This is a genomic window from Rhizobium terricola, assembly GCF_012927355.1.
Lineage (GTDB): Bacteria > Pseudomonadota > Alphaproteobacteria > Rhizobiales > Rhizobiaceae > Allorhizobium > Allorhizobium terricola.
Window position 1 is genome coordinate 1,257,474 of sequence record NZ_JABBGK010000001.1, and the last position, 22,000, is coordinate 1,279,473.

General features: G+C 62.3%; 19 protein-coding genes. 2 read left to right on the forward strand and 17 right to left on the reverse strand.

All coding sequences use genetic code 11. From position 1 onward, the window contains the following. Nucleotides 1-13 precede the first annotated feature (13 nt). The 6 genes from HHL25_RS05960 to HHL25_RS05985 form a co-directional block, all read right to left on the reverse strand. The gene (locus tag HHL25_RS05960) at nucleotides 14-775 is read right to left on the reverse strand and encodes a sugar phosphate isomerase/epimerase family protein (protein WP_169588177.1); all 762 of its coding nucleotides are present in this window, start codon (nucleotides 773-775) and stop codon (nucleotides 14-16) included. Nucleotides 776-852: 77 nt separating this feature from the next. Beyond that, a complete protein-coding gene (locus HHL25_RS05965) occupies nucleotides 853-3,315 on the reverse strand; it encodes a beta-mannosidase (RefSeq protein WP_169588179.1) in 2,463 nt (820 codons plus the stop codon). A 226-nt stretch (nucleotides 3,316-3,541) separates the two neighbouring features. After that, nucleotides 3,542-4,636, reverse strand: coding sequence for an ABC transporter ATP-binding protein (locus HHL25_RS05970; protein WP_169588181.1), 1,095 nt, complete (start codon nucleotides 4,634-4,636; stop codon nucleotides 3,542-3,544). Nucleotides 4,637-4,639: 3 nt separating this feature from the next. Further along, nucleotides 4,640-5,581, reverse strand: coding sequence for a carbohydrate ABC transporter permease (locus tag HHL25_RS05975; RefSeq protein WP_169588183.1), 942 nt, complete (start codon nucleotides 5,579-5,581; stop codon nucleotides 4,640-4,642). Beyond that, nucleotides 5,574-6,476 (reverse strand): carbohydrate ABC transporter permease, encoded by a 903-nt coding sequence (locus HHL25_RS05980; protein ID WP_169588185.1) that lies wholly within the window; start codon nucleotides 6,474-6,476, stop codon nucleotides 5,574-5,576. Before HHL25_RS05980 ends, HHL25_RS05975 begins: the two co-directional genes overlap by 8 nt. Nucleotides 6,477-6,614: 138 nt before the next feature. After that, a complete protein-coding gene (locus HHL25_RS05985) occupies nucleotides 6,615-7,850 on the reverse strand; it encodes an ABC transporter substrate-binding protein (RefSeq protein ID WP_169588187.1) in 1,236 nt (411 codons plus the stop codon). Between the two features lie 447 nt (nucleotides 7,851-8,297). Between HHL25_RS05985 and HHL25_RS05990 the strand changes: the two genes are divergently transcribed. After that, nucleotides 8,298-9,332: a LacI family transcriptional regulator gene (locus HHL25_RS05990; protein ID WP_169588189.1), complete on the forward strand. Its 1,035-nt coding sequence runs from the start codon at nucleotides 8,298-8,300 to the stop codon at nucleotides 9,330-9,332. An 85-nt stretch (nucleotides 9,333-9,417) separates the two neighbouring features. Here the strand turns inward: HHL25_RS05990 and gndA are convergent, their stop codons facing one another. The 9 genes from gndA to ccoN all read right to left on the reverse strand — a co-directional run bounded on the left by gndA (nucleotide 9,418) and on the right by ccoN (nucleotide 19,172). After that, entirely contained in the window at nucleotides 9,418-10,842 is a 1,425-nt protein-coding gene (gene gndA, locus HHL25_RS05995; RefSeq protein WP_169588191.1) for an NADP-dependent phosphogluconate dehydrogenase, read from the reverse strand. Nucleotides 10,843-10,948: 106 nt separating this feature from the next. Further along, complete coding sequence (gene ccoS / locus HHL25_RS06000; protein WP_169588193.1) at nucleotides 10,949-11,104, reverse strand: cbb3-type cytochrome oxidase assembly protein CcoS; 156 nt, start codon at nucleotides 11,102-11,104, stop codon at nucleotides 10,949-10,951. Further along, the gene (locus HHL25_RS06005; protein WP_169588194.1) at nucleotides 11,101-13,401 is read right to left on the reverse strand and encodes a cation-translocating P-type ATPase; all 2,301 of its coding nucleotides are present in this window, start codon (nucleotides 13,399-13,401) and stop codon (nucleotides 11,101-11,103) included. The genes ccoS and HHL25_RS06005 overlap by 4 nt, the downstream gene beginning before the upstream one ends. Further along, nucleotides 13,398-13,895 carry a FixH family protein gene (locus HHL25_RS06010; RefSeq protein WP_169588196.1) on the reverse strand — a complete coding sequence of 166 codons (498 nt, stop codon included), beginning with the start codon at nucleotides 13,893-13,895 and terminating at the stop codon, nucleotides 13,398-13,400. Before HHL25_RS06010 ends, HHL25_RS06005 begins: the two co-directional genes overlap by 4 nt. After that, on the reverse strand, nucleotides 13,892-15,478 hold the full coding sequence (ccoG, locus tag HHL25_RS06015; protein ID WP_169588198.1) for a cytochrome c oxidase accessory protein CcoG: 1,587 nt from the start codon (nucleotides 15,476-15,478) through the stop codon (nucleotides 13,892-13,894). Before ccoG ends, HHL25_RS06010 begins: the two co-directional genes overlap by 4 nt. 288 nt (nucleotides 15,479-15,766) lie before the next feature. Next, nucleotides 15,767-16,630, reverse strand: coding sequence for a cytochrome-c oxidase, cbb3-type subunit III (gene ccoP / locus HHL25_RS06020; RefSeq protein WP_169588200.1), 864 nt, complete (start codon nucleotides 16,628-16,630; stop codon nucleotides 15,767-15,769). Between the two features lie 3 nt (nucleotides 16,631-16,633). Further along, nucleotides 16,634-16,786 carry a cbb3-type cytochrome c oxidase subunit 3 gene (locus HHL25_RS06025; RefSeq protein WP_169588202.1) on the reverse strand — a complete coding sequence of 51 codons (153 nt, stop codon included), beginning with the start codon at nucleotides 16,784-16,786 and terminating at the stop codon, nucleotides 16,634-16,636. A gap of 10 nt (nucleotides 16,787-16,796) precedes the next feature. Then, nucleotides 16,797-17,528: a cytochrome-c oxidase, cbb3-type subunit II gene (gene ccoO, locus HHL25_RS06030; RefSeq protein WP_169588204.1), complete on the reverse strand. Its 732-nt coding sequence runs from the start codon at nucleotides 17,526-17,528 to the stop codon at nucleotides 16,797-16,799. A 15-nt stretch (nucleotides 17,529-17,543) separates the two neighbouring features. Continuing rightward, nucleotides 17,544-19,172 carry a cytochrome-c oxidase, cbb3-type subunit I gene (gene ccoN / locus HHL25_RS06035; protein WP_169588206.1) on the reverse strand — a complete coding sequence of 543 codons (1,629 nt, stop codon included), beginning with the start codon at nucleotides 19,170-19,172 and terminating at the stop codon, nucleotides 17,544-17,546. A gap of 291 nt (nucleotides 19,173-19,463) precedes the next feature. Here ccoN and HHL25_RS06040 point away from each other — a divergent pair, with 291 nt between their 5' ends. Further along, a complete protein-coding gene (locus HHL25_RS06040) occupies nucleotides 19,464-19,985 on the forward strand; it encodes a hemerythrin domain-containing protein (RefSeq protein ID WP_169588208.1) in 522 nt (173 codons plus the stop codon). Between the two features lie 72 nt (nucleotides 19,986-20,057). Here HHL25_RS06040 and HHL25_RS06045 read toward each other — a convergent pair whose 3' ends face one another. Beyond that, complete coding sequence (locus HHL25_RS06045) at nucleotides 20,058-20,798, reverse strand: PAS domain-containing protein (protein WP_315853032.1); 741 nt, start codon at nucleotides 20,796-20,798, stop codon at nucleotides 20,058-20,060. Nucleotides 20,799-21,068: 270 nt separating this feature from the next. Continuing rightward, on the reverse strand, nucleotides 21,069-21,998 hold the full coding sequence (locus tag HHL25_RS06050) for a lipid A biosynthesis lauroyl acyltransferase (RefSeq protein ID WP_169588210.1): 930 nt from the start codon (nucleotides 21,996-21,998) through the stop codon (nucleotides 21,069-21,071). Nucleotides 21,999-22,000: the final 2 nt, after the last annotated feature.

Below are 22,000 nucleotides of genomic sequence, written 5' to 3' on the forward strand. Positions count from 1 at the left end.
AGGCCGGTAGAGTTCAATAGGTGCTGAAGGAGGCGATCGAGCGCTCAATCAGGCGCGCAAGATCCTTCGGATTGTCATGTTCGAGAATGTAGTGACGGACGCCGGACAGGCGAAGGCGGGCCATCAGGTCCTTCCACGGCACGGTGCCGTGGCCGAGATCCGCCCAGCCGTCCTCGTCGATATTGGTGCCTGCAGGCGCAATGTCCTTCACATGGACCGCGGTGATGCGCTTGCCATAGCTTTCGATCCAGGCGAAGGGATCGGCGGAACCCCGGATGATCCAGGCGATGTCGGCCTCCCAGGCAAGCTCGGGGCCGCCGGCGAAGATCTGTTCCTGCGGGGTCGATCCGTCCTCCAGCGTGGCAAATTCGAAGTCGTGATTGTGCCAGCCGAAGGTAAGCCCGGCATCACGGATCGGCTTACCGATCTCCTGCAGGCGCTGGCCGAAGGAGAACCAGCTCATCGGATCCTGGGGGCGCAGTTCCGGCAGGAGATAGGGGCAATAGATCGCCTCGATGCCGAGCGCCCGGGCGATCTTCAAGGCCCTTGCCGGGTCGCTTTCGAGGAGGTCGAGGCCAAAATGGGCTGTCGGCATGGTCAGACCATTGCGGTCGAGGTCGCCGCGCAGCCCATCGAGACCCGCGTCATCGAGGGACGCATACATGGCGCCGTAGCCCTCGACATGGGTGTATCCGGCTTCAGCAAGCAGCGGATAGACGTTGGTGAAGGGCTGGAAATTGCGGGCGCTGTAAAGCTGGAAACCGAATTTCGTCATGGTGTTTTCCTCCTCTTCCTGTGGGCGCCCGGCACGGGACCGCCGCGGCGCTTGTTCTCATGCGGTGAAGACGATCCTCAGCCGACCTGCTGGCAGCTGAAGAGGTCGTAGGTGCGAAATTGCGGAACGGCGCCGGAGCCGGCGCCATCGGCGGGGGTGAAAATGATGCGGCGTGTCTCGCCGGCCGCGAGATCGAAGGCATTGTCCGAACAGCGCCCGGGGCGATCGGCCTCGATCACGACGAAGAGCGCCAACCCCGCCGCAGTCACGGACACCTCGTAGGTGCCGTCCGGCAGGGGTGAGACATCGAGCGTCAAGCCGGGCGGCTCGAGTTCGAGCGCCTTGTAGGGCAGGACCGAGAGATGCCCCTCGCCCGCCATTCCATTTGCGGCAGTGAAGCGCCAGCCGAGCAAGGCATCTGGCGGGATCGCCGCCTGGGCGACATCGGCGAGAGCGACCGCGCGGTCCTCCGATGCGACCCCTGTCACCGTCTTCAGCGGCAGGCGGCGACCGGACGGCGCAAGGGCAAAGAGCTCGACCTCGACGGTCACGGCATCGGTCGTGTCGTTGACCAGGGACAGCGCGATGGAACTGCCGTCCTCGGACGGGATGGCGACGACGTTGACCGGCTGGAAGAAACGCCGCGCCATGTAGTGCAGCGCCTTCCAGCTGCCGCCATAGTCGAGGCTAGACCAGGATGCGACCGGCCAGGTGTCGTTCAGTTGCCAGTAAAGCGTGCCCATGCAATGGGGCTTGAGCGAGCGCCAGTAGTCGACCGCGGTCTTGATCGCGAGGCCCTGCTGGATCTGGCTCAGATAGACGAAGTTGGCAAAATCCTTCGGGAAGCGGAAATAGCGGAACATGGTGGCGGCGATCCGCTCGTTACCACCGGCATTCTTCTGGTGCAGCTCGATCACCGGCGAGGCGATGTTGAGGTCGCCCTTTTCTGCAAAGGTCTCGATCACCGGCATCGAGGTGTAGGACTGGAAGCCGAATTCCGAGCAGAAGCGCGGTTTGACAGTTCGGTAATTAGCGAAACTCTTATTTTCGTGCCAGACCGACCAGTAGTGCATGTCGCCGGATCCGTCGGCATGCCATGCGTCGCCATAGTCGAGATAACCCGAGGCCGGGCTCGACGGCCACCAGATGCCCTGCGGATGAGCCTTGCGCACCCCCTGCTCGATCACCCGGTTCAGACGGTCATAGGCGACCAGATAGCGGTCGCGATTGTCGCGGCTCTCCTTGAACCAGGTGAGCGCACCGACCAGTTCGTTGTCGCCACACCAGAGCGCGATCGAGGGATGCGAAGAGAGCCGGCGGACCTGGTAGTCGACCTCCTGCGCCACGTTGGCGAGGAAGTCTTCGGAGCACGGATAAAGATTGCAGGCGAACATGAAGTCCTGCCAGACCATCAGCCCGAGTTCATCGCAGAGGTCGTAGAACCAGTCGGCCTCGTAGAAGCCGCCACCCCAGACGCGGATCATGTTCATGTGGGCCGCGGCCGCGGAACGCAGCAGGTCCCCGGTCCGGGCCTGGCTCGTTCGGGAAAAGAGCGCATCGGCGGGAATCCAGTTGGCGCCGCGGCAGAAGATCTCACGTCCATTGACCCGGAAGGCGAAGCGCGCGCCCGCCTCGTCAGGATCGGTGATCAGCGTGACGGTCCGCAGACCGATCTGGCGCGTCAGCGTTTCGCCCGGGATCTCGGCCGACAACGTGTAGAGCGCCTGCTCCCCGCTTCCGGCCGGCCACCACAGGCGCGGCTTTTCGACGGTGAAGACATGGGAAATCACCGTCTGCCCCGCGGCGATGCCGCAATCGAGTCGCTCTCTCTGGCCGTCGAATTCGAAATGCACGGGCACCACGCTCGGTTCGAAGGCGTGGAGCGTCAGACGAACATGCAGATCGACGCTGCCGTCGTCGTGATGGACCTGCTCGGTCTCCAGGTGCTCGATCCGGGCCGGGTCGAGCTGCTTCAGCGCGATGGTGCCGTAGAGGCCGAGCGGCGCGATGGCGATGTTCCAGTCCCAGCCGAAATGGCATTGCGGCTTGCGCAGCATGTTGCCGTTGGCGATCGGCGAATTGGCCGTCGAATACGGAACGAAGAACGGCTGCCGCGCCTGGCGTTCGGCGCCGGCGACGATCGAGGAATGCAGGAGGATGCGGATGCGGTTCTCGCCCGGCTGGAGAGCCGCCGAGACGTCCGGCCGGTAGCGGCGGAAGCAGTTGTCGGCAGACAGCACCGGCACGTCGTTGACGAAGACGACGGCGACCGTGTCGAGATAGTCGACGTCGAGGTAGAAGCTTCCGTCGGCATGGTCGAGAAAGAACGACCGCTCGAGCGTCCAGTCATGCTCGGCCACCCACTGCACCGCCTCCTCGTTGCGGCCGAAATAGGGGTCGGGAATGATGCCGGCTGCCTGCAACGCCGAATGCACGTCGCCGGGGAGCCGGATGACCGTCCGGTGTTCGCCCTCGGCCGTGGCGAGGCGCCATTCGCCGGAAAGGTCGATCGTATTGGGTGTGTCGGAAGCATTCGTCATCGTTCAATCCAGGTCATTCATTTCGGAGCAAGAACGCCCCCTCTGGCCTGCCGGCCATCTCCCCCTCAAGGGGGAGATGGAATACGGTGGGCGCCTCTCTCGAGCCCTCATCCGCCTGCCGGCACCTTCTCCCCGAAAACGAGGAGAAGGACCAAACGGTGCCGCCCCGGCCGTCCCTCTCCCCGCCTGCGCGGAGAGGGTCAGGGTAAGGGGGAGGTCATGCGTCTCAAAGCCGCTCCTCCGTTTCGGCGTCGAACAGCGAGGCAACCGACATGTCGAAACCGAGGCGCAGGCGTGCGCCGGGGGGATAGCGTCGGGTGCCGGAAGTCCGCACCGACATGACGTGGCCGGCATGTTTCAGCCAGAGCAGGTTGTCGGCGCCCATCGGCTCCTCGATGTCGACGACCGCCTCGTGGGCCTCGGCCCCAGCCGGGACATCATCGTCGACCTGGATATGTTCCGGCCTTAGGCCGAGGACGACCTTGCGACCGGCGGTCAGGGCATCCGCGGCGGACGCGTAGCCCGCGAGCGAGAAGTCGACGCCGTTGGTCCTGAAGACAATGCCGCCCGGGCGATCGACCAGTTCACCATGCAGGAAATTCATCGACGGCGACCCGATGAAGCCCGCGACGAACTTGTTCTTCGGACGGTTGTAGATCGTCATCGGATCGTCGAGCTGCTGGATCACGCCGCCCTTCATGATGGCGATACGGTCAGCGAGCGTCAGCGCCTCGATCTGGTCGTGGGTGACGTAGATCATCGTGTTCTTCAGCGAATGGTGCAGGCGCTTGATCTCGACGCGCAGTTCGGAGCGCAGCTTGGCATCAAGGTTGGAAAGCGGCTCGTCGAAGAGGAAGACGTCGACGTCGCGCACCAGCGCACGGCCGATCGCCACACGCTGACGCTGGCCGCCCGACAATTCCGCCGGCTTGCGCTTAAGAAGCGGCTCGATCTGCAGAATTTCGGCGGCGCGGGCCACCTTCTCGCGGATCTTTTCGTCCGGTACCTTGGCGACCCGCAGGCCGAAGGAGAGGTTCTTCTCGACCGTCATCTGCGGATAGAGCGCATAGGACTGGAACACCATGCCGATGCCGCGATCCTTGGGCTCTTCCCAGGTGACGTTCCTGTGCTTGATGAAGATCTGCCCGTCGGTCGGTTCGAGCAGGCCGGCAATGCAGTTGAGAAGGGTCGACTTTCCGCATCCCGACGAACCGAGCAGGACGAGGAACTCGCCGTCGCGGATGTCGAGGTCGAGGTTCTGCAAGACGTTGACCGCACCGAACGACAGGGACAAATCGCGAATGGAAACGCTGTTGGACATGAATTAACCCTTCACTGCGCCGGCGGCGATGCCGCGAACAAAAAGCCGGCCGGAAACGAAATAGACGATCAGCGGAACGGCACCGGTCAGCAGCGTCGCCGCCATGTTGACGTTGTATTCCTTCACGCCCTGGACGGAGTTGACGATGTTGTTGAGCTGGACGGTCATCGGATAGGTGTCGGGCCGGGTGAACACGACGCCGAAGAGGAAGTCGTTCCAGATACCGGTGATCTGAATGATCATGGCAACCACGAAGATCGGCAGCGACATCGGCACCATGATCCTCAGATAGATCTGCCAGAAGCCTGCCCCGTCGATGCGCGCCGCCTTGAACAACTCCGCCGGCAATGCCGTGAAATAGTTGCGGAACAGCAGTGTCAGGATCGGCATGCCGAAAATCGTATGGACGATCACCAGGCCGGTGAGCGTGCCGTAGATGCCCAGTTCGCGCAGAGCGATGACCACCGGGTAGATCATCACCTGGTAGGGGATGAAGGCACCGATGATCAGAATGGAAAAGAACAGCTCCGATCCCTTGAACCGCCAGTTGGCGAGCGAATAGCCGCTGACCGAAGCGACGAAGATGGAGACGATCACCGAGGGCACGAGAATGCGCACCGAATTCCAGAAGCCGCGCGAAAGCCCGTCACAGTTGAGGCCGGTGCAGGCTTCGGCCCAGGCCTTGACCCAGGGTTCGAAGGTGATCTCCATCGGCGGCGCGAAGATGTTGCCCATGCGCACTTCCGGCATGCCCTTCAGCGACGTCACCACCATGACATAGAGTGGCAACAGGTAGTAAAGGGCAGCGACGAACAGCGTGCCATAGAGCATGATGTTGCGCCGGGAGAGAGCGCGCCGCGGGCGGCGGCCGCGCGGGCCGGAGACTTCGGGCGCGACGGCATCAAAGCCGGCGCCGACAGTATTGAGCGTCGAGACGTTAGCCACGCTTCTTCCCTCCGAATTCGAGATAGGCCCAGGGAATGATGATGATGGCGACGGTCAGCAGCATCATCGTCGAGGCGGCGAAGCCCTGGCCGAGGTTCTGGGCCTGGAACATGTAATCGTAGACATATTTCGCCGGCACTTCCGAGGCATTGCCCGGACCGCCGCTCGTCTGGGCGACGACCAGGTCGTAGACCTTGACGATGCCGCTCGCGATGATGACCAGCGTGGTGATGAAGACCGGACGCATCATCGGAATGACGATGAACAGATAGGTCCTCCACATCGGTATGCCGTCGACGCGCGCCGCCTTCCAGATATCCTCGTCGATGCCCCGCAGGCCGGCCAGCATCAGGCACATCACGAGCCCCGTCCCCTGCCAGAGGCCGGCGATCAGAATGCCATAGATGACGATGTCGGGATTGTAGAGCGGATCGAAGCGGAAGCTCTCCCATCCCAGCGAACGGACAATGGCCTCGATGCCGAATTCCGGGTTGAGGATCCACTGCCACACGAGGCCGGTGACGATGAAGGACAGCGCGAAGGGATAGAGAAAGATGGTGCGAAAGGCGTTCTCAAACCGGATCTTCTGGTCCATCAGGGCCGCCAGCAGAAAGCCGATCACCAGGCTGAAGATCAGCGTCAGAACGCCGTAGATCGCCAGATTCTGGATCGAGATGATCCAGCGCGAGGTGTTCCACAACCGCTCATACTGATCGAGCCCGGCGAAGGACAGGCGCGGCAGGAGCTTGGAATTGGTGAAGGAATAGACGACCGTCCAGATCGAGCCTCCGAGGAAGATGCCGACGGCGATCAGGATCATCGGGATTGAGGCAATCTTGGAATTCAGATTGCGGAAAAGCTGGTTGGGGCGTTTGGCAGGCGCGTGACCTGTCATTTCGGTTCCTCCTCAAGCGCATCGTCGCAGGAAACAGGCAAGGGCGGTCGGCCGGAGCCGGCGGACCTTGCGGGGCCTAGACGCTCCAGCATCCGGCCAACACCGAAGATCGGTGCCGGCCGGACGCGGTCGACCGTGTCAGTCAGCCGATGAGATGATGTCGGCGAACCGTTCCTGCGCGGCTTCCGGGCTCATCGACGTGCCAGCGAAGAATTCGATCATCAAATCTTCCTTCTGCTTCTGGCTGTCGGCCGACAGCGCCTGGTCGGTGCTGGTCAGCGCATTGCCCTTGGCGACGATGTCCAGACCTTTCTTCATGCAATCATTGGCCGCCGTGAGATCGACGTCGCCGCGCACCGGGAGCGAGCCCTTCTTGAGGTTGAAGGCCACCTGGGTCTTCGGATCCAGCATGGTCTGCGCCAGGATGTCCTGCGCCTTCGACTTTTCCTCGTCCTTCAGGACGGGGAAGTAGAAGGCGTCGCCGCCGGTGGTGATGTAGGGGCTGAGACCGAGGCCCGGCAGGCAGCTGTAGTCCTTGCCGGCGACCTGACCGGCAATCTGGAACTCGCCCTGCGCCCAGTCACCCATGACCTGACCGCCGGCCTTGCCGGTGATCACGAGATTGGTCGCCTGGTTCCAGTCCTGGACATTGCTGCCGGCGGCCATGTCGCGCGCCTGGGCGGCGGCCTGGAAGACCTTGGCCATGTCCGGACCAGCCGCAGCCTCGGCATCCTTCTTCACGTAAACCGCCTCGAAGAGATCCTTGCCGCCCAGATTGAGTACCAGCGTGTCGAACAGACCGCCCGACTGCCAGGCCTGGCCACCGAGGGCAAGCGGCTGAAGACCGGCCTCGCGGAGCTTCGGTGCTGCGGCGACGAATTCGTTCCAGTCCTTCGGCACCGGCACGCCGGCCTTCTCGAAGGCGGCATTCGACAGCCACAGCCATTGCCAGGAGTGGATGTTGATCGGCGCGCAGTAGATCTTGCCGTCGATGGTGCAGCTGTCGAGCAGCGACGAGGGCTTGATGACCTCCTTCCACTTGCCGGCTTCGGCGACCGCCGTCAGGTCACGCATGAGGCCGGCCTCGACCAGTTCCTGCGCCTGACGGCCATGGTTGAACTGGGTTGCGCCCATCGGGTCGCCGCCGGTGATGCGGCTGATCATGATCGGACGGGCAGTGCCGCCGGAGCCGGCGATCGCACCGTCGATCCATTTGTTGCCGGTGGCATCGAACGCCTTGGCGAGTTCGGCGACCGCTGCGGCCTCCCCGCCGGACGTCCACCAATGGGTCACTTCGAGATCGGTTGCCTGCGCCAGACCGAACGGCATGACGACGGTGGCGGCCAAAGCGGCCGCGACGCTACGAAAATTCATGAGTCTCCTCCCTCACTGAAACGTTGCCGGAAAAACCTATTACAATCGATTTAAGCACGCAACCTCCGCGAACATTAATTTTTCCTTCACCGCATTTTCCACCGACGGTCGAGCGTGACACAAGATCTCCAGCGCGCCGCTTCCCGGCGATTCCATCAGAATAAAACGACATTTTTCGTTCGCTTATCGTCATTTACCGCAAATATGCTCGCCATTATGGTGCAATGCGGCATCTCGCGCTCGTATGTCGTGCTTCTCCTGCTCGACAATGCGCATACCATTTATGATTGCATCCCCTTCGCAATCGCACACAAAACAGCACTCGACTTTTCATCTGTATCGTTACAGATTTTACCGCCAATAGTACGAAGAACTAGCGCCGATGCGCATTTGCAGCCGACGCTCGGGCATCTATAAGGGAAGCTCAAGGGAAGCGGTGGGGACAGCATGAAAGAAGACAATACGCGAGACCTCGGCAGTCTCGCGAAGGAAACGAAGGAGCGACCGACCCTCAAGACGATCGCCTTCATGACCGGACTCGGCATCACCACCGTTTCACGCGCACTGAAAGACGCTCCGGACATCGGCGCCGAGACGAAGGAACGGGTGCGCATGGTGGCTCGCCAGCTCGGCTACCAGCCCAATCGTGCCGGGGTTCGCCTGAGGACGGGCAAGACGAATGTGATCGCGCTGGTGCTCAGCATCGACGAGGAGATCATGGGCTTTTCCAGCCAGATGGTGTTCGGCATTTCCGAAGTGCTGTCGGGCACCCCCTATCACATCGTCGTCACGCCGCATTCGCACAGCAAGGACCCGATGCAGCCGGTGCGCTACATCCTCGACACCGGATCGGCCGACGGGGTGATCATCTCGAGGATCGAGCCCGATGATGCGCGGGTCAGGCTGCTTGCCGACCAAAACATGCCGTTTGCCACCCATGGGCGGACCAATGCGGGACTCACCCATCCGTTCCACGACTTCGACAACGAGGCCTTCGCCCGCCAGGCGGTGGAGCGGCTCGTCGCCCGCGGGCGGCGGAAACTCGCCCTGCTGCAGCCGCCGGGCAAGCTCACCTACTACACCCATACGCGAAACGGCTTCCTCGAGGGGCTGAAAGCCTGCGGCGCGACGGAAGTTCCGCTGACCGTGACGATCGACACGCCGCTCGCCGAGATCCGCGATGCCGTGGAGGCCGTGATGCGTTCCGACAATCCGCCCGACGGTATCGTCTCGTCCTCGGGAAGCTCGACGATCGCGGTCAATGCCGGCATCGAGGCGGCCGGCAAGCGGGTTGGACGCGACATCGACCTCGTGTCGAAGCAGTCAGCCCCGATCCTCAACTGGATCCGGCCCGAGATCATCACCGCCTATGAAGACGTGCGGCTTGCCGGCCGTGAGCTGGCTAAGGCCGTGATCGCCAGCATCGACGGCGTCTCGCCTGACATGCTCCAGAGCATCAGCCAGCCGATCTGGGAAGACTGAGGCGTCCCGGAAGGAGCACAAACCACTCACAAAAAAGCCGGCGCGACGCCGGCTTTTTTGTATCTGTCCAGCCCGCATTGGAGCGTCACGCACCAGCGCTCCACGGCCCGTGGTGGATGTCGAGGCCGTCGGTGCGATCGAAGCCATGGGCGCCGAAGAAGTCGCGCTGCGCCTGGATCAGATTGGCAGTGCCGCGGGCCTGGCGATAGGCGTCGAAATAGGTGAGCGCCGAGGCGAGCGCCGGAACCGGAATTCCGGCCGTGACGGCGGCGGCCACGATGCGGCGAAGGGCTGGCAGGCTTTCGCGGACCATCGCGGAAAAAGCCGGCGTGACGATCAGGTTGGCAACGTCGGGTGTCTCGGTAAAGGCCTTGGTGATCTCGTCGAGGAACTGCGAACGAATGATGCAGCCGGCCCGCCAGATCCGCGCGATCGTCGGCATGGGCAGCGACCAGCCGAACTCGCGGGAGGCCTCGGCCATCACGGCAAAGCCCTGCGCATAGGCACCGATCTTGGCGGCGAAGAGCGCCAGTTCCAGGTCCTTGAGTAGGGCGGCACCGTCCTCAAGCGGAAAGACATGGTCCGGTGCTCCGAAGATCGCCTGGGCGGCCTCGCGCTCGGCCTTGATCGACGACAGACTGCGGGCGGCAACCGCCGCCTCGATCGCGGTCGCCGGCACGCCCATCTGCTGGGCCTCGATGACCGACCACTTGCCGGTGCCCTTCTGGCCCGCACGATCGAGGATAACGTCGACGATCGGCCGGCCGGTCGAGGCGTCGCCGGCGGCCAGGACCTTTTCGGTGATCTCGATCAGGTAGGAATTGAGCCGGCCCTTGTTCCAGCCGCCAAAGATCGTACCGATCTCGCCGGCAGACTTGCCGAGGCCGTCGCGCAGGATTCCGTAGATTTCGGCGATCATCTGCATGTCGGCATATTCGATGCCGTTGTGAATGGTCTTGACGAAGTGGCCGGCACCATCTGTGCCGAGCCAGGCGCAGCACGGATCGCCTTCATAGCGGGCCGAGATCGAGGTCAGAACCTTTTCGACGCGCTGATAGGACTGCTCGGTGCCGCCGACCATGATCGACGGGCCGTGGCGGGCGCCCTCCTCGCCACCGGAAACGCCCATACCGATGAAGGTCAGGCCCGTATCCTTCAGCCGGTCGAAGCGGGCGATCGTGTCGCGGAAGTTGGCGTTGCCGGCGTCGATCACGATATCGCCACCCGACAGAAGCGGCTTCAGCGCGTCGATCTGCTGATCGACCGCCTCACCTGCCTTGATCATGATGATGATCGGTCGCGGCGGACGGATGGCGGCCACAAAGGCTTCGATGGTGTCGCAGCCGACGATGTTGCCGGCCAGCGCACCGGCCTCGGCGACGAATTCCGCGGTCCGTGACGGCGTGCGGTTGAAGACCGCGATACGGCTGCCCTTTTCGGCGATGTTGAGCGCCAGGTTGGATCCCATCACTCCAAGGCCGATCAGCCCGATTTCCGCAAGTTCCGTCATGTTGTCCCTCGTTGCCGTCTAATGCATGAGGTCCACTTTGTGACATTCTGAAACGTTGCCGACAAGCGGGGCGCGATTGACCGCGATCAAAATTCCGTTGACGAAATCAGGTGCCGGGCCGGTCGTCGTCGTCGCTGATCGCCCGCCAGGCAGCGCCTTCGAGGTCTTCGTACTGGCCACTCTTCAGCGACCAGAGAAAGGCGAAAAGTCCCAAGCCCCCCAGGAAGAGGGCGATCGGGATCAGGTAGATCAGCATGTTCATGAGACGAGGCTCGCATTAGGCCCGACATAGGCCGGCGCCGGCTGCACCTGGTCGGCATCATCCTCCAGCGCCAGCCGATTGAGGCGGAGCGCATTGACGACGACGATGATCGACGAAGTGGACATGGCCACGGCGGCGATCAGCGGGGTGGCGTAGCCAAGAATGGCAATCGGCACGGCAATGACGTTGTAGCCGATGGCGAGCACGAAGTTCTCGCGGATCAGCCGGCCGGCACGCCGGGAAGCCTCGATGGCAAAGACCACCGAATCGAGGTTCTGGCGCATGAAGACGAAGTCGGCCGCCTGGCGCCCGACATCGGCAGCCGTGGCCGGTGCTATCGACACATGGGCGGCGGCAAGCGCCGGCGCATCGTTGATCCCGTCGCCGACCATCAGCAGCCTGTGGCCTTCGGCCTGAACGGAAGCGCAGAACTCGGCCTTTTCGCGCGGGGCAAGCTCGGCCTTCCAGTTGTCGATGCCGAGGCGTCGGGCAAGGGACGCTACCACGCCGCGACGGTCACCCGACAGGATGCCGACGGCATAGCCCCTGGACTTCATCAGGTCGATCGCCCTTTCGGCGCCGGGCCGCAGGGTGTCCTCGAAACGGAAGGCCTGCAGTTCACGACCGTCGAGAGAAAGCACGACCTCGGAATTTGCGTGATCAGCCGGGTCCGTCGCGGTTTCCGCGCAGGCAAAGCGACGGCTGCCGAGCCGGTAGACGCCATCGGCCGTTACGGTTTCGATGCCGGCGCCCGGGATTTCCTTCACCGCATCGAACACCACGGTCAGCCCAGAAGCGGCACGCCACAGGGCCTGTGACAGCGGATGCCGCGAATGCGCGGCAAGGCCGGCTGCGATCGAAAAAGCATGCGCGTCGATCGATGTGGTATCGAGCAGGCGCGGCTTGCCGAGGGTGAGCGTGCCGGTCTTGTCGAAGGCGACGGTATCGATCTCGGCCAGGCGCTCCATGGCGGAACCGTCCTTGACCATGATCCCGGCCTTGAACAGGCGGCCAGCGGCCACAACCTGGACCACCGGCACGGCGAGACCGAGCGCGCATGGGCAGGTGATGATCAGCACGGCCACGGCAACCAGCATGGCGTGCTTCCAGTCGCCATCGTAGAAGCCCCAGCCGAGGAAGGTCAGAAGCGCGGTCAGATGAACGGCCGGCGAATAGAATTGCGCCGCGCGGTCGGCAATGCGGCGGTAACGGGCGCGACCGCCTTCGGCCGCTTCCATCAGGTTGATCACCTCGGCGAGGAAGGAATTGCGCGCCGTGGCCGTCGCCTCGATCACCAGCGATCCGGTGAGGCTCAGCGTACCCGCCTGAACCATATCGCCGGCGGCAACCTGAAGGGGCGCGCTTTCGCCGTTGACGATCGACACATCCATGTCGCTTGCGCCGCTGACGATGGTGCCGTCGACCGGGACGCGATCGCCGGTCGAGACGGCAACCTTGTCGCCGACCCGGATTTCCTCGAGCGCGCGATAGTCCCGCGAGCCGTCTTCCGCCACGACGAGTGCGCCGCGCGGGCTGAGGCGGGCCAGGCCGCTGATCGCCGAGCGCGCGCGGTCACGCATGATGTGGTCGAGGGTGCGCCCGATCAGCAGGAAGAAGAGCAGCGATGCGGTCGCGTCGAAATAGGCATGCTCGCCATGATGGACCGTCTCCCACAATGAGATGAAATAAGACATCGTGATACCGATGGCGATCGGCACATCCATGTTGGTACGGCCATGGCGCAGCGCGTTCCAGGCGGACTGGTAGAAGAAGCGACCGGCATAGATCAGTGCGGGCGCCGCGATCATCGCCGAGATCCAGTGGAACATGTCGCGGGTCGACGCGTCGGCGCCCGACCAGATCGAGACCGAGAGCAACATGATGTTGGTCGCTGCGAAACCGGAGACGGCAACCGCCCGAATCAGCTGGTTGCGCAACTCGTCGCCGGCTTCCTCGGCAGCCGTGAAAAGATGCGATTCGTAGCCGGTCGAGGCGATCGCTCGCGCAAGGCCGACCGGATCGGTGGACGTCTCACCGACCTTGTCCTTCCAGACGATGGAAACCCGCTTGGTCGACAGGTTGACGCGGGCGCGCTCGACTTCCGGAAGAGCTCGCAGGGCCCGTTCAATGGTGGTGATGCAGGTGCCGCAGTGGACTGCCGGAACGCTGAGATCGGTCTGCAGGAGCCCCTGCCCCAGATCCCGGCTCGCCAGACGCAGCTCTTCCGCCGTCGGAAGAGCGTGCCCGGCACGCTCCATATCGAGCGCGCCTTCCGTTCCTGCGGCACAGCAGCTCATTTTGCCTCTCCGATCACCGCAATGCGGTTCGCTTCATGCATGATGGTCTGCCCGTCCCTGACCGCCATCACCTCGACAATCCAGTGGCCGTGCAGAACCTCGTGCGGCGCCTCATAGACACCCGCGCCGACCGACTGCAACTCGGCGACAAAGTCCTGGTGTTCGCCCACCGGGCGCTTGAAGTGAGCCGTCACCTTGTCGGCAATGACCGGCTCGTCGCCCGACATGGTCAAGTGATAGCGGATGACGCCGTCCTTGACCTCGAGCTTGCCCTTGATGCCGGTCGCCAGCATGGCGCGGATGCCGGCTGCCTTGCCGTTGAACTCCTGGCTGGCGACGTAGGTGTTCTTCACCACCAGGCCGCTCCAGGTCGAGGACGCCAGATAGGCCATGGTAAAGTTGACGGTGATGATGGTGCCGAAGAACAGCACCATGATCGTCAGCATGTGCCAACCGGTGAAGACGAAGGGCCGCTTCTCGCTCTGTGTGGTCATTTCCTTGCTCCGGGGCCGAAGAATACGGCGTCGTAGGTATCCTGCTCGTCGCCACCCTGGTCCTTGACGACGAATTCGAAGTCTTCCGCCTGCGATTTCAGACCACCCTTCGGCAGGGTGACAAAGACCTTGAGCGTGGTCGCTTCGTCCGGACCGGCATCAACCGTGAAGGAGCGAACCTCCTCGTCCGAAGTGCCGTTGACCTTCATCGTCGCATCCGGCAGGCCCTCGAGCGAGACCAGAATATTGCGCGGTTGCGGGATCATGTTCAAGATGCGCACCGTGTAGCCGTTGCGGATGGAACCGTCAGATTCCAGAACGAACTGCGGGTTGCGGTCATGGAGAACGTTGACCTCAAGCCGATCGCGGCTGAGAAGCGCGACCAGCAAGCCCACACCGACCGCGGACCAGACACCCATGTAGAGCAGCGTACGGGCGCGGAAGATGATCCTCCAGTCGAAGTGCCGGATGCTGTCGATGAACTTGCCGTCGGCATCGCGCACCTTGTGCGGATCGATCGGCGTGGTGCCATCGGCGGTCGCGAGCGCCATGTTGCCCTGATATTCGTCGAGCGTCGCATAGGCGATCAGGCCACGCGGCTTGCCGACCTTGTCCATCACGCTGTCGCAGGCGTCGATGCAGAGCGCACAGGTGATGCATTCGAGCTGCTGGCCATCACGGATGTCGATGCCCATCGGACAGACGGCAACGCAGGCGTTGCAATCAACACAGTCCCCGACCGGAATCCCGGCGGCGGCGGCCTTCTTCGCACCACGAGTGCGCGGTTCGCCGCGCCAGTCGTTATAGGTGACGACCAGCGAGTTCTCGTCGAGCATCGCGGCCTGGATTCGCGGCCAGGGGCACATGTAGATGCAGACCTGCTCACGCATGATGCCGCCGAACACATAGGTGGTGGCGGTGAGCACCGCGACGGTCATGTAGGCGACCGGTTCCGCGTAGCCGGTGATGAAGTCCATCGCCAGCGTCGGCGCATCGGCAAAATAGAAAATCCAAGCACCGCCGGTCGCCACGGCGATCGCCAGCCAGATGGCATGCTTAACCACCCGCTTCGAGATCTTGTCAAAGGTCCAGGGACCGGATTCCAGCTTCATGCGCGCATTGCGGTCGCCTTCGACCGCGCGCTCGACGACGAGGAAGAGGTCCACCCACACGGTCTGCGGACAGGTGTAACCGCACCAGGCGCGGCCGACCGCCGACGTGATGAGGAAGAGGCCGAACCCTGCCATGACAAGCAGGCCCGCGACGAAGAAGAATTCCTGCGGCCAGATTTCGATGAAGAAGAAGTAGAAACGGCGATGCGCGAGGTCGATGAGCACCGCCTGGTCAGGCGCATAGGGCCCACGGTCCCACCGCAGCCAGGGTGTCAGGTAGTAGATGCCAAGCGTGACGAGCATCACCAGCCACTTGAACTGACGGAAACGCCCCTCCGCCCGCTTCGGGAAGATCTTCTTGCGTGCCTCGTAAAGGGGACGCCGGACCTTGGCCGACATGACCGGTTCGGCTTCAAGACGTTCGATTTCGGCAGGCTCGGCCGCCTTGCCTTTGTCAGCATGCAGATTCATCACAGGACCTCTTAGATTAGGGCTTCTTCTCCCATTCGGCACCATATCCCGCCTTGACTTATATCAAGCAGCGGCGAAGCGTCGCAATGCATAGAAAAAGCACTATATCGGGAAGGATGCGACGTTTTTGCACAGCAAGAGCGCAGGCCTGCGGCGCACCGCGAGAAAAACTGCCTGGAATCCGTCCCAAAGCAAGAAAAGGCCACGCCCAGAGGCGTGGCCCGGTGTCTTGAAGTGCGGCGATCGGCGGCACGTTGCCAGTGCCGCCGAGGCCTCATGCCGATCGGCTTATTCGCCGCCACCCAGCGAGTGGACGTAGATGGCGAGCTGCTTGACGGTAGAGTCACCCAGGCGTGCGCTCCAGGCCGGCATGACGCCGTGCTTGGGCTGCGCGACCTGTTCGGCGATCTGTGCCTCACCATCGACCTTCAGCCAGATGGCGTCGGTCAGGTTCGGAGCACCGAAGTCCCGGCCGCCCTTGGCGTCTTCGCCGTGGCAGGAAGCGCAGTTTTCGGCGAACACGGTTTTGCCGGGTTCAACCATGGCTGCGTCGGCCGGGGTGCCGGACAGGCTGACCACATAGGCGGCAACCTGCTTGATCTGCTCCGGCTCGAGAATGTCGGCGAAGGCCGGCATTTCGGACACGCGGGTATCAGCGTCGCTTGCGTAACGGATACCATGTGCCAGCGTGGTGTTGATGGTTTCGAGATCACCACCCCACAGCCAGTCGTCGTCGTTCAGGTTCGGATAGCCGTTGCCACCCTGCGCGCCCGAGCCGTGGCAGGGCGAGCAGTTGACCTTGAAGGCCGCAGCACCGCCGGCGATGGCGAACTGGGTAAGCTCCTTGTCAGCGACGATGTCGGCGAGCGGCAGAGCGGCGATCTTGTCGAGATACACCGCCTGGGCAGCCTTGGCGTCGGTGAGTTCGGCAGCAACCTGGGCACGGCTCGAGAAGCCGAGCATGCCCTTGGTGTTCTCCTTCAGGAGCGGCCAGGCCGGGTAAGCAATCGTGTAACCGATCGCCCACAGGATGGTCGCGTAGAAGGTCCAGACCCACCAGCGCGGCATCGGATTGTTGAGCTCGCGGATACCATCCCACTCATGGCCAGTGGTTTCGACGCCACTGATTTCATCAATATGTTTCTGTGACATCTCTTAGTCCTCCTTGAGAGGGATGCTTGCCGCCTCGTCAGCAACTCGCTTGCCGCCGGGCCGGAACGTGAAGACGACAACGCCGACAAAGAACAGGGTCATGGCGAGCAAGCCCCAGCTGTCTGCGAAGTGGCGCATGGCCGTATAGGTTTCCATGTGCCCCTCCTCAGCGATAGCCGGTGGCGTCGTCGTAGGTGGTGAAGTCGACGAGCGTGCCGAGCATCTGGAGATAGGCGACGAGTGCGTCCATCTCGGTCAGTTCAGCCGGATTGCCGTCGAAATCGCCGACCTTGGCCTTCGGGTAGCGGGCCAGCAGCGCCGTCGTATCCGCATTCGGATCAGCCTGCGCTGCAAGATCGGTCTCCGCGTTGGCGATCATGTCGTCGGTATAGGGAACGCCAACAATTTTGTTGGTTTCCAGGTTCGCCGTGACATTCGCGACCTTGAGCGGCGTCGTCTTGAGGAACGAGTAGCTCGGCATGATCGATTCCGGCACCACGTCACGCGGTTCGGTCAGGTGCTGGACATGCCATTCGTTCGAATAGCGGTCGCCCACGCGGGCCAGATCCGGACCGGTACGCTTGGAACCCCACTGGAACGGATGGTCGTACATCGACTCCGCAGCCAGCGAGTAGTGGCCATAGCGTTCGACCTCGTCACGGAACGGACGGATCATCTGGCTATGGCAGACATAACATCCCTCACGGATGTAGATGTTGCGGCCGGCAAGCTCCAGCGGCGAGTAGGGACGCATCCCCTCTACCTTCTCGATGGTGTTCTCAAGATAGAAGAGCGGTGCAATCTCGACGATGCCGCCGATGGTGACGACCAGCAGGGAGCCGAGAAGCAGAAGGCTGGAGTTCTTCTCGAGGATTGCGTGTTTATCAAGAATAGACATCTTTAGCCTTCCTTCTTATTCGGCCGGCTGGACGGCGGCAGGTGCGACAGAGCCCGGGATCGGGGCTTCCTGGCGCTCGTAGCCGAGGATCGTCATGAGCACGTTGTAGGCCATGATGATGCCACCGAGCAGGTACATGCCACCGCCGACGGCGCGCAGGACGTAGTACGGGAACATGGCTGCGACCGATTCGGCGAACGAATAGACCAGGAAGCCCTGCTCGTCGTATTCACGCCACATCAGGCCCTGCTGGATACCGGCGACCCACAGAACGGCGGCGTAGACGACGATGCCGAGGGTGGCGAGCCAGAAGTGCCAGTTGACCAGGCGCAGCGAGTAGAGGCGGTTGCGGTTCCACAGCTTCGGCGTCAGGTAGTAGACGGCACCGAAGGTGATCATGCCAACCCAGCCGAGTGCGCCGGAGTGAACGTGACCGATGGTCCAGTCGGTGTAGTGGCTGAGCGAGTTGACGGCCTTGATGGACATCATCGGGCCTTCGAAGGTCGACATGCCGTAGAAGGCGATGGCGATGACCATCATGCGGACGATCGGGTCGGTACGGATCTTGTCCCAAGCGCCCGAGAGCGTCATCAGACCGTTGATCATGCCACCCCAGGAGGGCATCCACAGCATGATGGAGAAGACCATGCCGAGGGTCTGAGCCCAGTCCGGCAGAGCGGTGTAATGCAGGTGGTGCGGGCCGGCCCAGATGTACATGAAGATCAGAGCCCAGAAGTGGATGATCGACAGACGGTAGGAATAGACCGGACGGCCGGACTGCTTCGGTACGAAGTAGTACATCATGCCGAGGAAGCCTGCGGTCAGGAAGAAGCCGACGGCGTTATGGCCGTACCACCACTGGGTGAGCGCATCCTGAACACCGGAGAAGGCCGAGTAGCTCTTCACGCCGAGGAAGGAGACTGGCATCGACAGGTTGTTGACGATGTGCAGCATCGCGATCGTGACGATGAAGGACAGGTAGAACCAGTTCGCAACATAGATGTGCGATTCCTTCCGGGTCATGATCGTGCCGAGGAAGGTAATCAGATAGGCCACCCAGACGACGGTCAGCCACAGGTCGACATACCATTCGGGTTCGGCATATTCGCGGCCTTCGGTGATGCCCAGCAGATAGCCGGTTGCGGCCATGAGGATGAACAGCTGATAGCCCCAGAACACGAACCAGCCTAGCGAACCGCCGAAAAGGCGTGCGCGCGAGGTGCGCTGGACGACATAGAAAGAGGTGGCGATCAGCGCGTTACCGCCGAAGGCGAAGATAACGGCGGAGGTGTGCAACGGACGCATGCGACCGAAGTTGAACCACGGCTCGATGTTGAGGTCCGGAAAGGCCAACTGCAGCGCCACGACGACGCCGACGAGAAAGCCGACGACGCCCCAGAACACCGTGGCGATCACGCCGTACTTGACGACTTCGTCGAAGTATTCGGACTTGATCTGCTCGGCGGTCTTGGCGTTGACCGGAGCGAACTTCATGCGGCGAAGCATGACGATCGTACCGGCTGTCAGCACGAAGAACGCGACCCACATATGGGCAGCGAACAGGCTGTCGTGGGCAAAAGCGACCCCGAGCAGCGCAGCGAAGGCCAGTACGGCCATCACTATTGTTTCTAACGTGTAATTCATTGTTGGCATCCCCCAACGGCTTGCTGATCACTCACGAAAACATACCCGTACGAGACGGAGAATCCTTTCGCGTCACGTGCAGAATTCGCATTCCGGCCCACAATCCACCTTGATCCAAATCAATGCAAGCGGGGTCTGAATTACGGAATTATGCATTCACACTACCCCTTCTGCGATTTGCCAGACCGGCGCCATGCGTCATCGGCGCGCAGTCGGAAGGGATCTTGAGGCTCGCCGGGAACTTGCGAGGGATCGGGTCCCGGCGGAGACCGATGCGGTGGAGGTGGCGGAATGCACGCAAATAAAGTGAATAACGGGCCGACCGACGGGATTGAGCAGACGGTCGCCAACGGCCAGCAGGACAGCCAGCGCTCGCTCGCCTGGCTTCGCAGGGCACACGAAGAGCAGCTCGCCCTGTGCGGCGAATTGGAAGAGATTGCCGATTCGCTGCCTGCCAGCGTCAACCGGCAGAAATGTATCTACGCGGCCAAGTCGCTCGGACCGCTGATCAAGGGCGTGCACCACTATGAGGAGACGGTGCTTTTCCCCTGGCTGGAGACGGCGAACCGGAACGTGGAAAACCTTAGGGACACCCTCGACCGGCTGAAGTTCGAGCACTGCGAGGATGAATGCTTTGCCGAGGAACTGACCGATGCACTGCTGAAGCTCGGATCGGGAACGGCGGTCAACATGGAGGCGGTGGGCTACATGCTGCGCGGCTTCTTCGAAGGCATCCGGCGGCATATCGCGTTTGAGCGCGAGCATCTGCTCTACAGCATCCCGGAAGACGCGAAGGTTTCCGGCCACAACTGAGCCAGACCCGTGAACAAATTTTTGGTGAAGAGATCGGCGGCGCTCCTTGGGGCGCCGCTTTTCGTCATGCTCTCAGGCGGCGATCTCGCCGGAGGCGACCTGATTGTCGAGCAGCATCATGACTGCGCCGATGACATCGCCCCGCCCGGTGCGTAGCGGCGTCAGGCGACAACGCAGCGGCATGCTGCGGCCGTCACCGAACGACCAGTAGGAATAGTCTCCCTGCTCTCCCGCAAAACAGCGGTCGAGCTGGACTCGCATGCCGTCGCTGACCTGGTCATCTTCAAGGAAATCGAACAGGTTGCGGCCGACAAGCTCCAGTGGCGTCGACTTCAGATAAGCCGCATGGGCGGGATTGGCGTAGAGATACCGGTAGTCGAGCGTCAGCACGGCGACGCGATCCGGCAGGCTGTTGAGGATCGACTCGTTCAGCAGACCGTCCTCGCCCTGCACACGGGCCTCCAGCGGCACTTCGCCGTGAGAGGACGGCGAACGCCCCTTGTTGGCCGTATTGTCTCCGAAATAGCGATCAAGCAACACGGACAGAACGGCGGCATGCCGCTGCACGCAGGAGCGGTCGTCGGCATCCTCCCGGATGAGATTGCTGATGAAGCGGAGCTGCAGATGAATCTCGGCGAGATCGGCCGCATGGTAGTCGATGACGGCGGCAATCAGCGGATCCAGCTCGCGATCGAGGAGACGGACCAGGTGATCGTCACCGACGCGGATCGCCTGCTGCAACTGGACATTCTTCAGCGAAACCGCTTCGAAGAGAGGCAACAAACTCGGGTAAGGGAAAACTTGAGATGCCACTTTGACAACTACCCTGAATACGCGTGGGAAAAGGTCGACATCGACGGGCGTCCAGAGCGAACGTGCACCAATGCGGCTGTATTAGGGGCAGTTAACATGAATGTTACTCACATTCAATTGCCTAACTTTTGGGGTAGAAAAGCCCTAAAATTGATGCTTGTGAAGTATTTGGGCCGTTTTACCCACTGAAACGATACCGGTGGCTCCCAAAGCGCTTGAGAGGGTGCCCGACAGGCACCCAAGACCCAATAAAAGTCAGGCCCGGCCCTTTCAGAGCTCTTTTTTGATGTTCCAGCGGTCGTGATACCAGAGCCATTGCTCGGGATATTCGCGCACCCAGGCCTCGACCTTGTCGTTCAGATACTGTGCGGTTCCCCGGACGTCGATGCGGCCATCGGCATCCTTCGGCAGATCGACACGCGGTTCGATCTCAAGCCGGTAGCGGTTGTTCGGCAGGCGGATGCAGCGAGCCGGATAGACGTCACAGCCGAACTGGCGCACGAGCTTTGCCAGCAGAGGGTTGGTGTGAACGTCGCGGCCGAAGAATTGCGTCGGCTGGCCCTTCTTGAACTTCTGGTCGACGAGCACGCCGACACCCTGCCCTGCTTCCAGCTGCCGGGCGAGCTGGAAGGAGGAACCGGCATGCGAAGGAACCAGGTTGCCCATGCGCGCGCGGCGGAAGTCGAAGACCATGTCGGCGATGTAGGGATTGTTCGGCGGACGGAAAAGCACCGTCACATAAAGGCCGAAGGCGGCCCCGGCGACCGGCAGCATCTCGAAATTGCCGGTATGCCCGGTGAAGACGATGAACGGGCGCGGATTGTTCAAGAGATCGAGGAAGATCGGTACGCCCGACACCTCGACACGCCCCTCGCCCGGCCGTTCGGGATCGAAATCGAAGAGTTCGTCGAGGAAGACATATTCGGCGAACTGTCGCCCCATGTGTCCCCAGGCGTCAGAGGCGATCGTCTGGATTTCCGCTTCGCTCTTTTCCGGAAAGGCGTTGCGAAGATTGGTCAGCATCAGCCTGTGGCGCGACAGCTTCGGTCCGATAAAGCGGACCAGCCGGTCGGCGGCATTGATCGCGGCGTCAGCCGGCAGAAGCTTTAAAACCTTGAGCAGGACGAGCACCAGCTTCGCCACCAGCCATTGCGGGAAGCGGCGAAACGCCAGGACGATCTTGGTGACGATCTGCCTCAAGC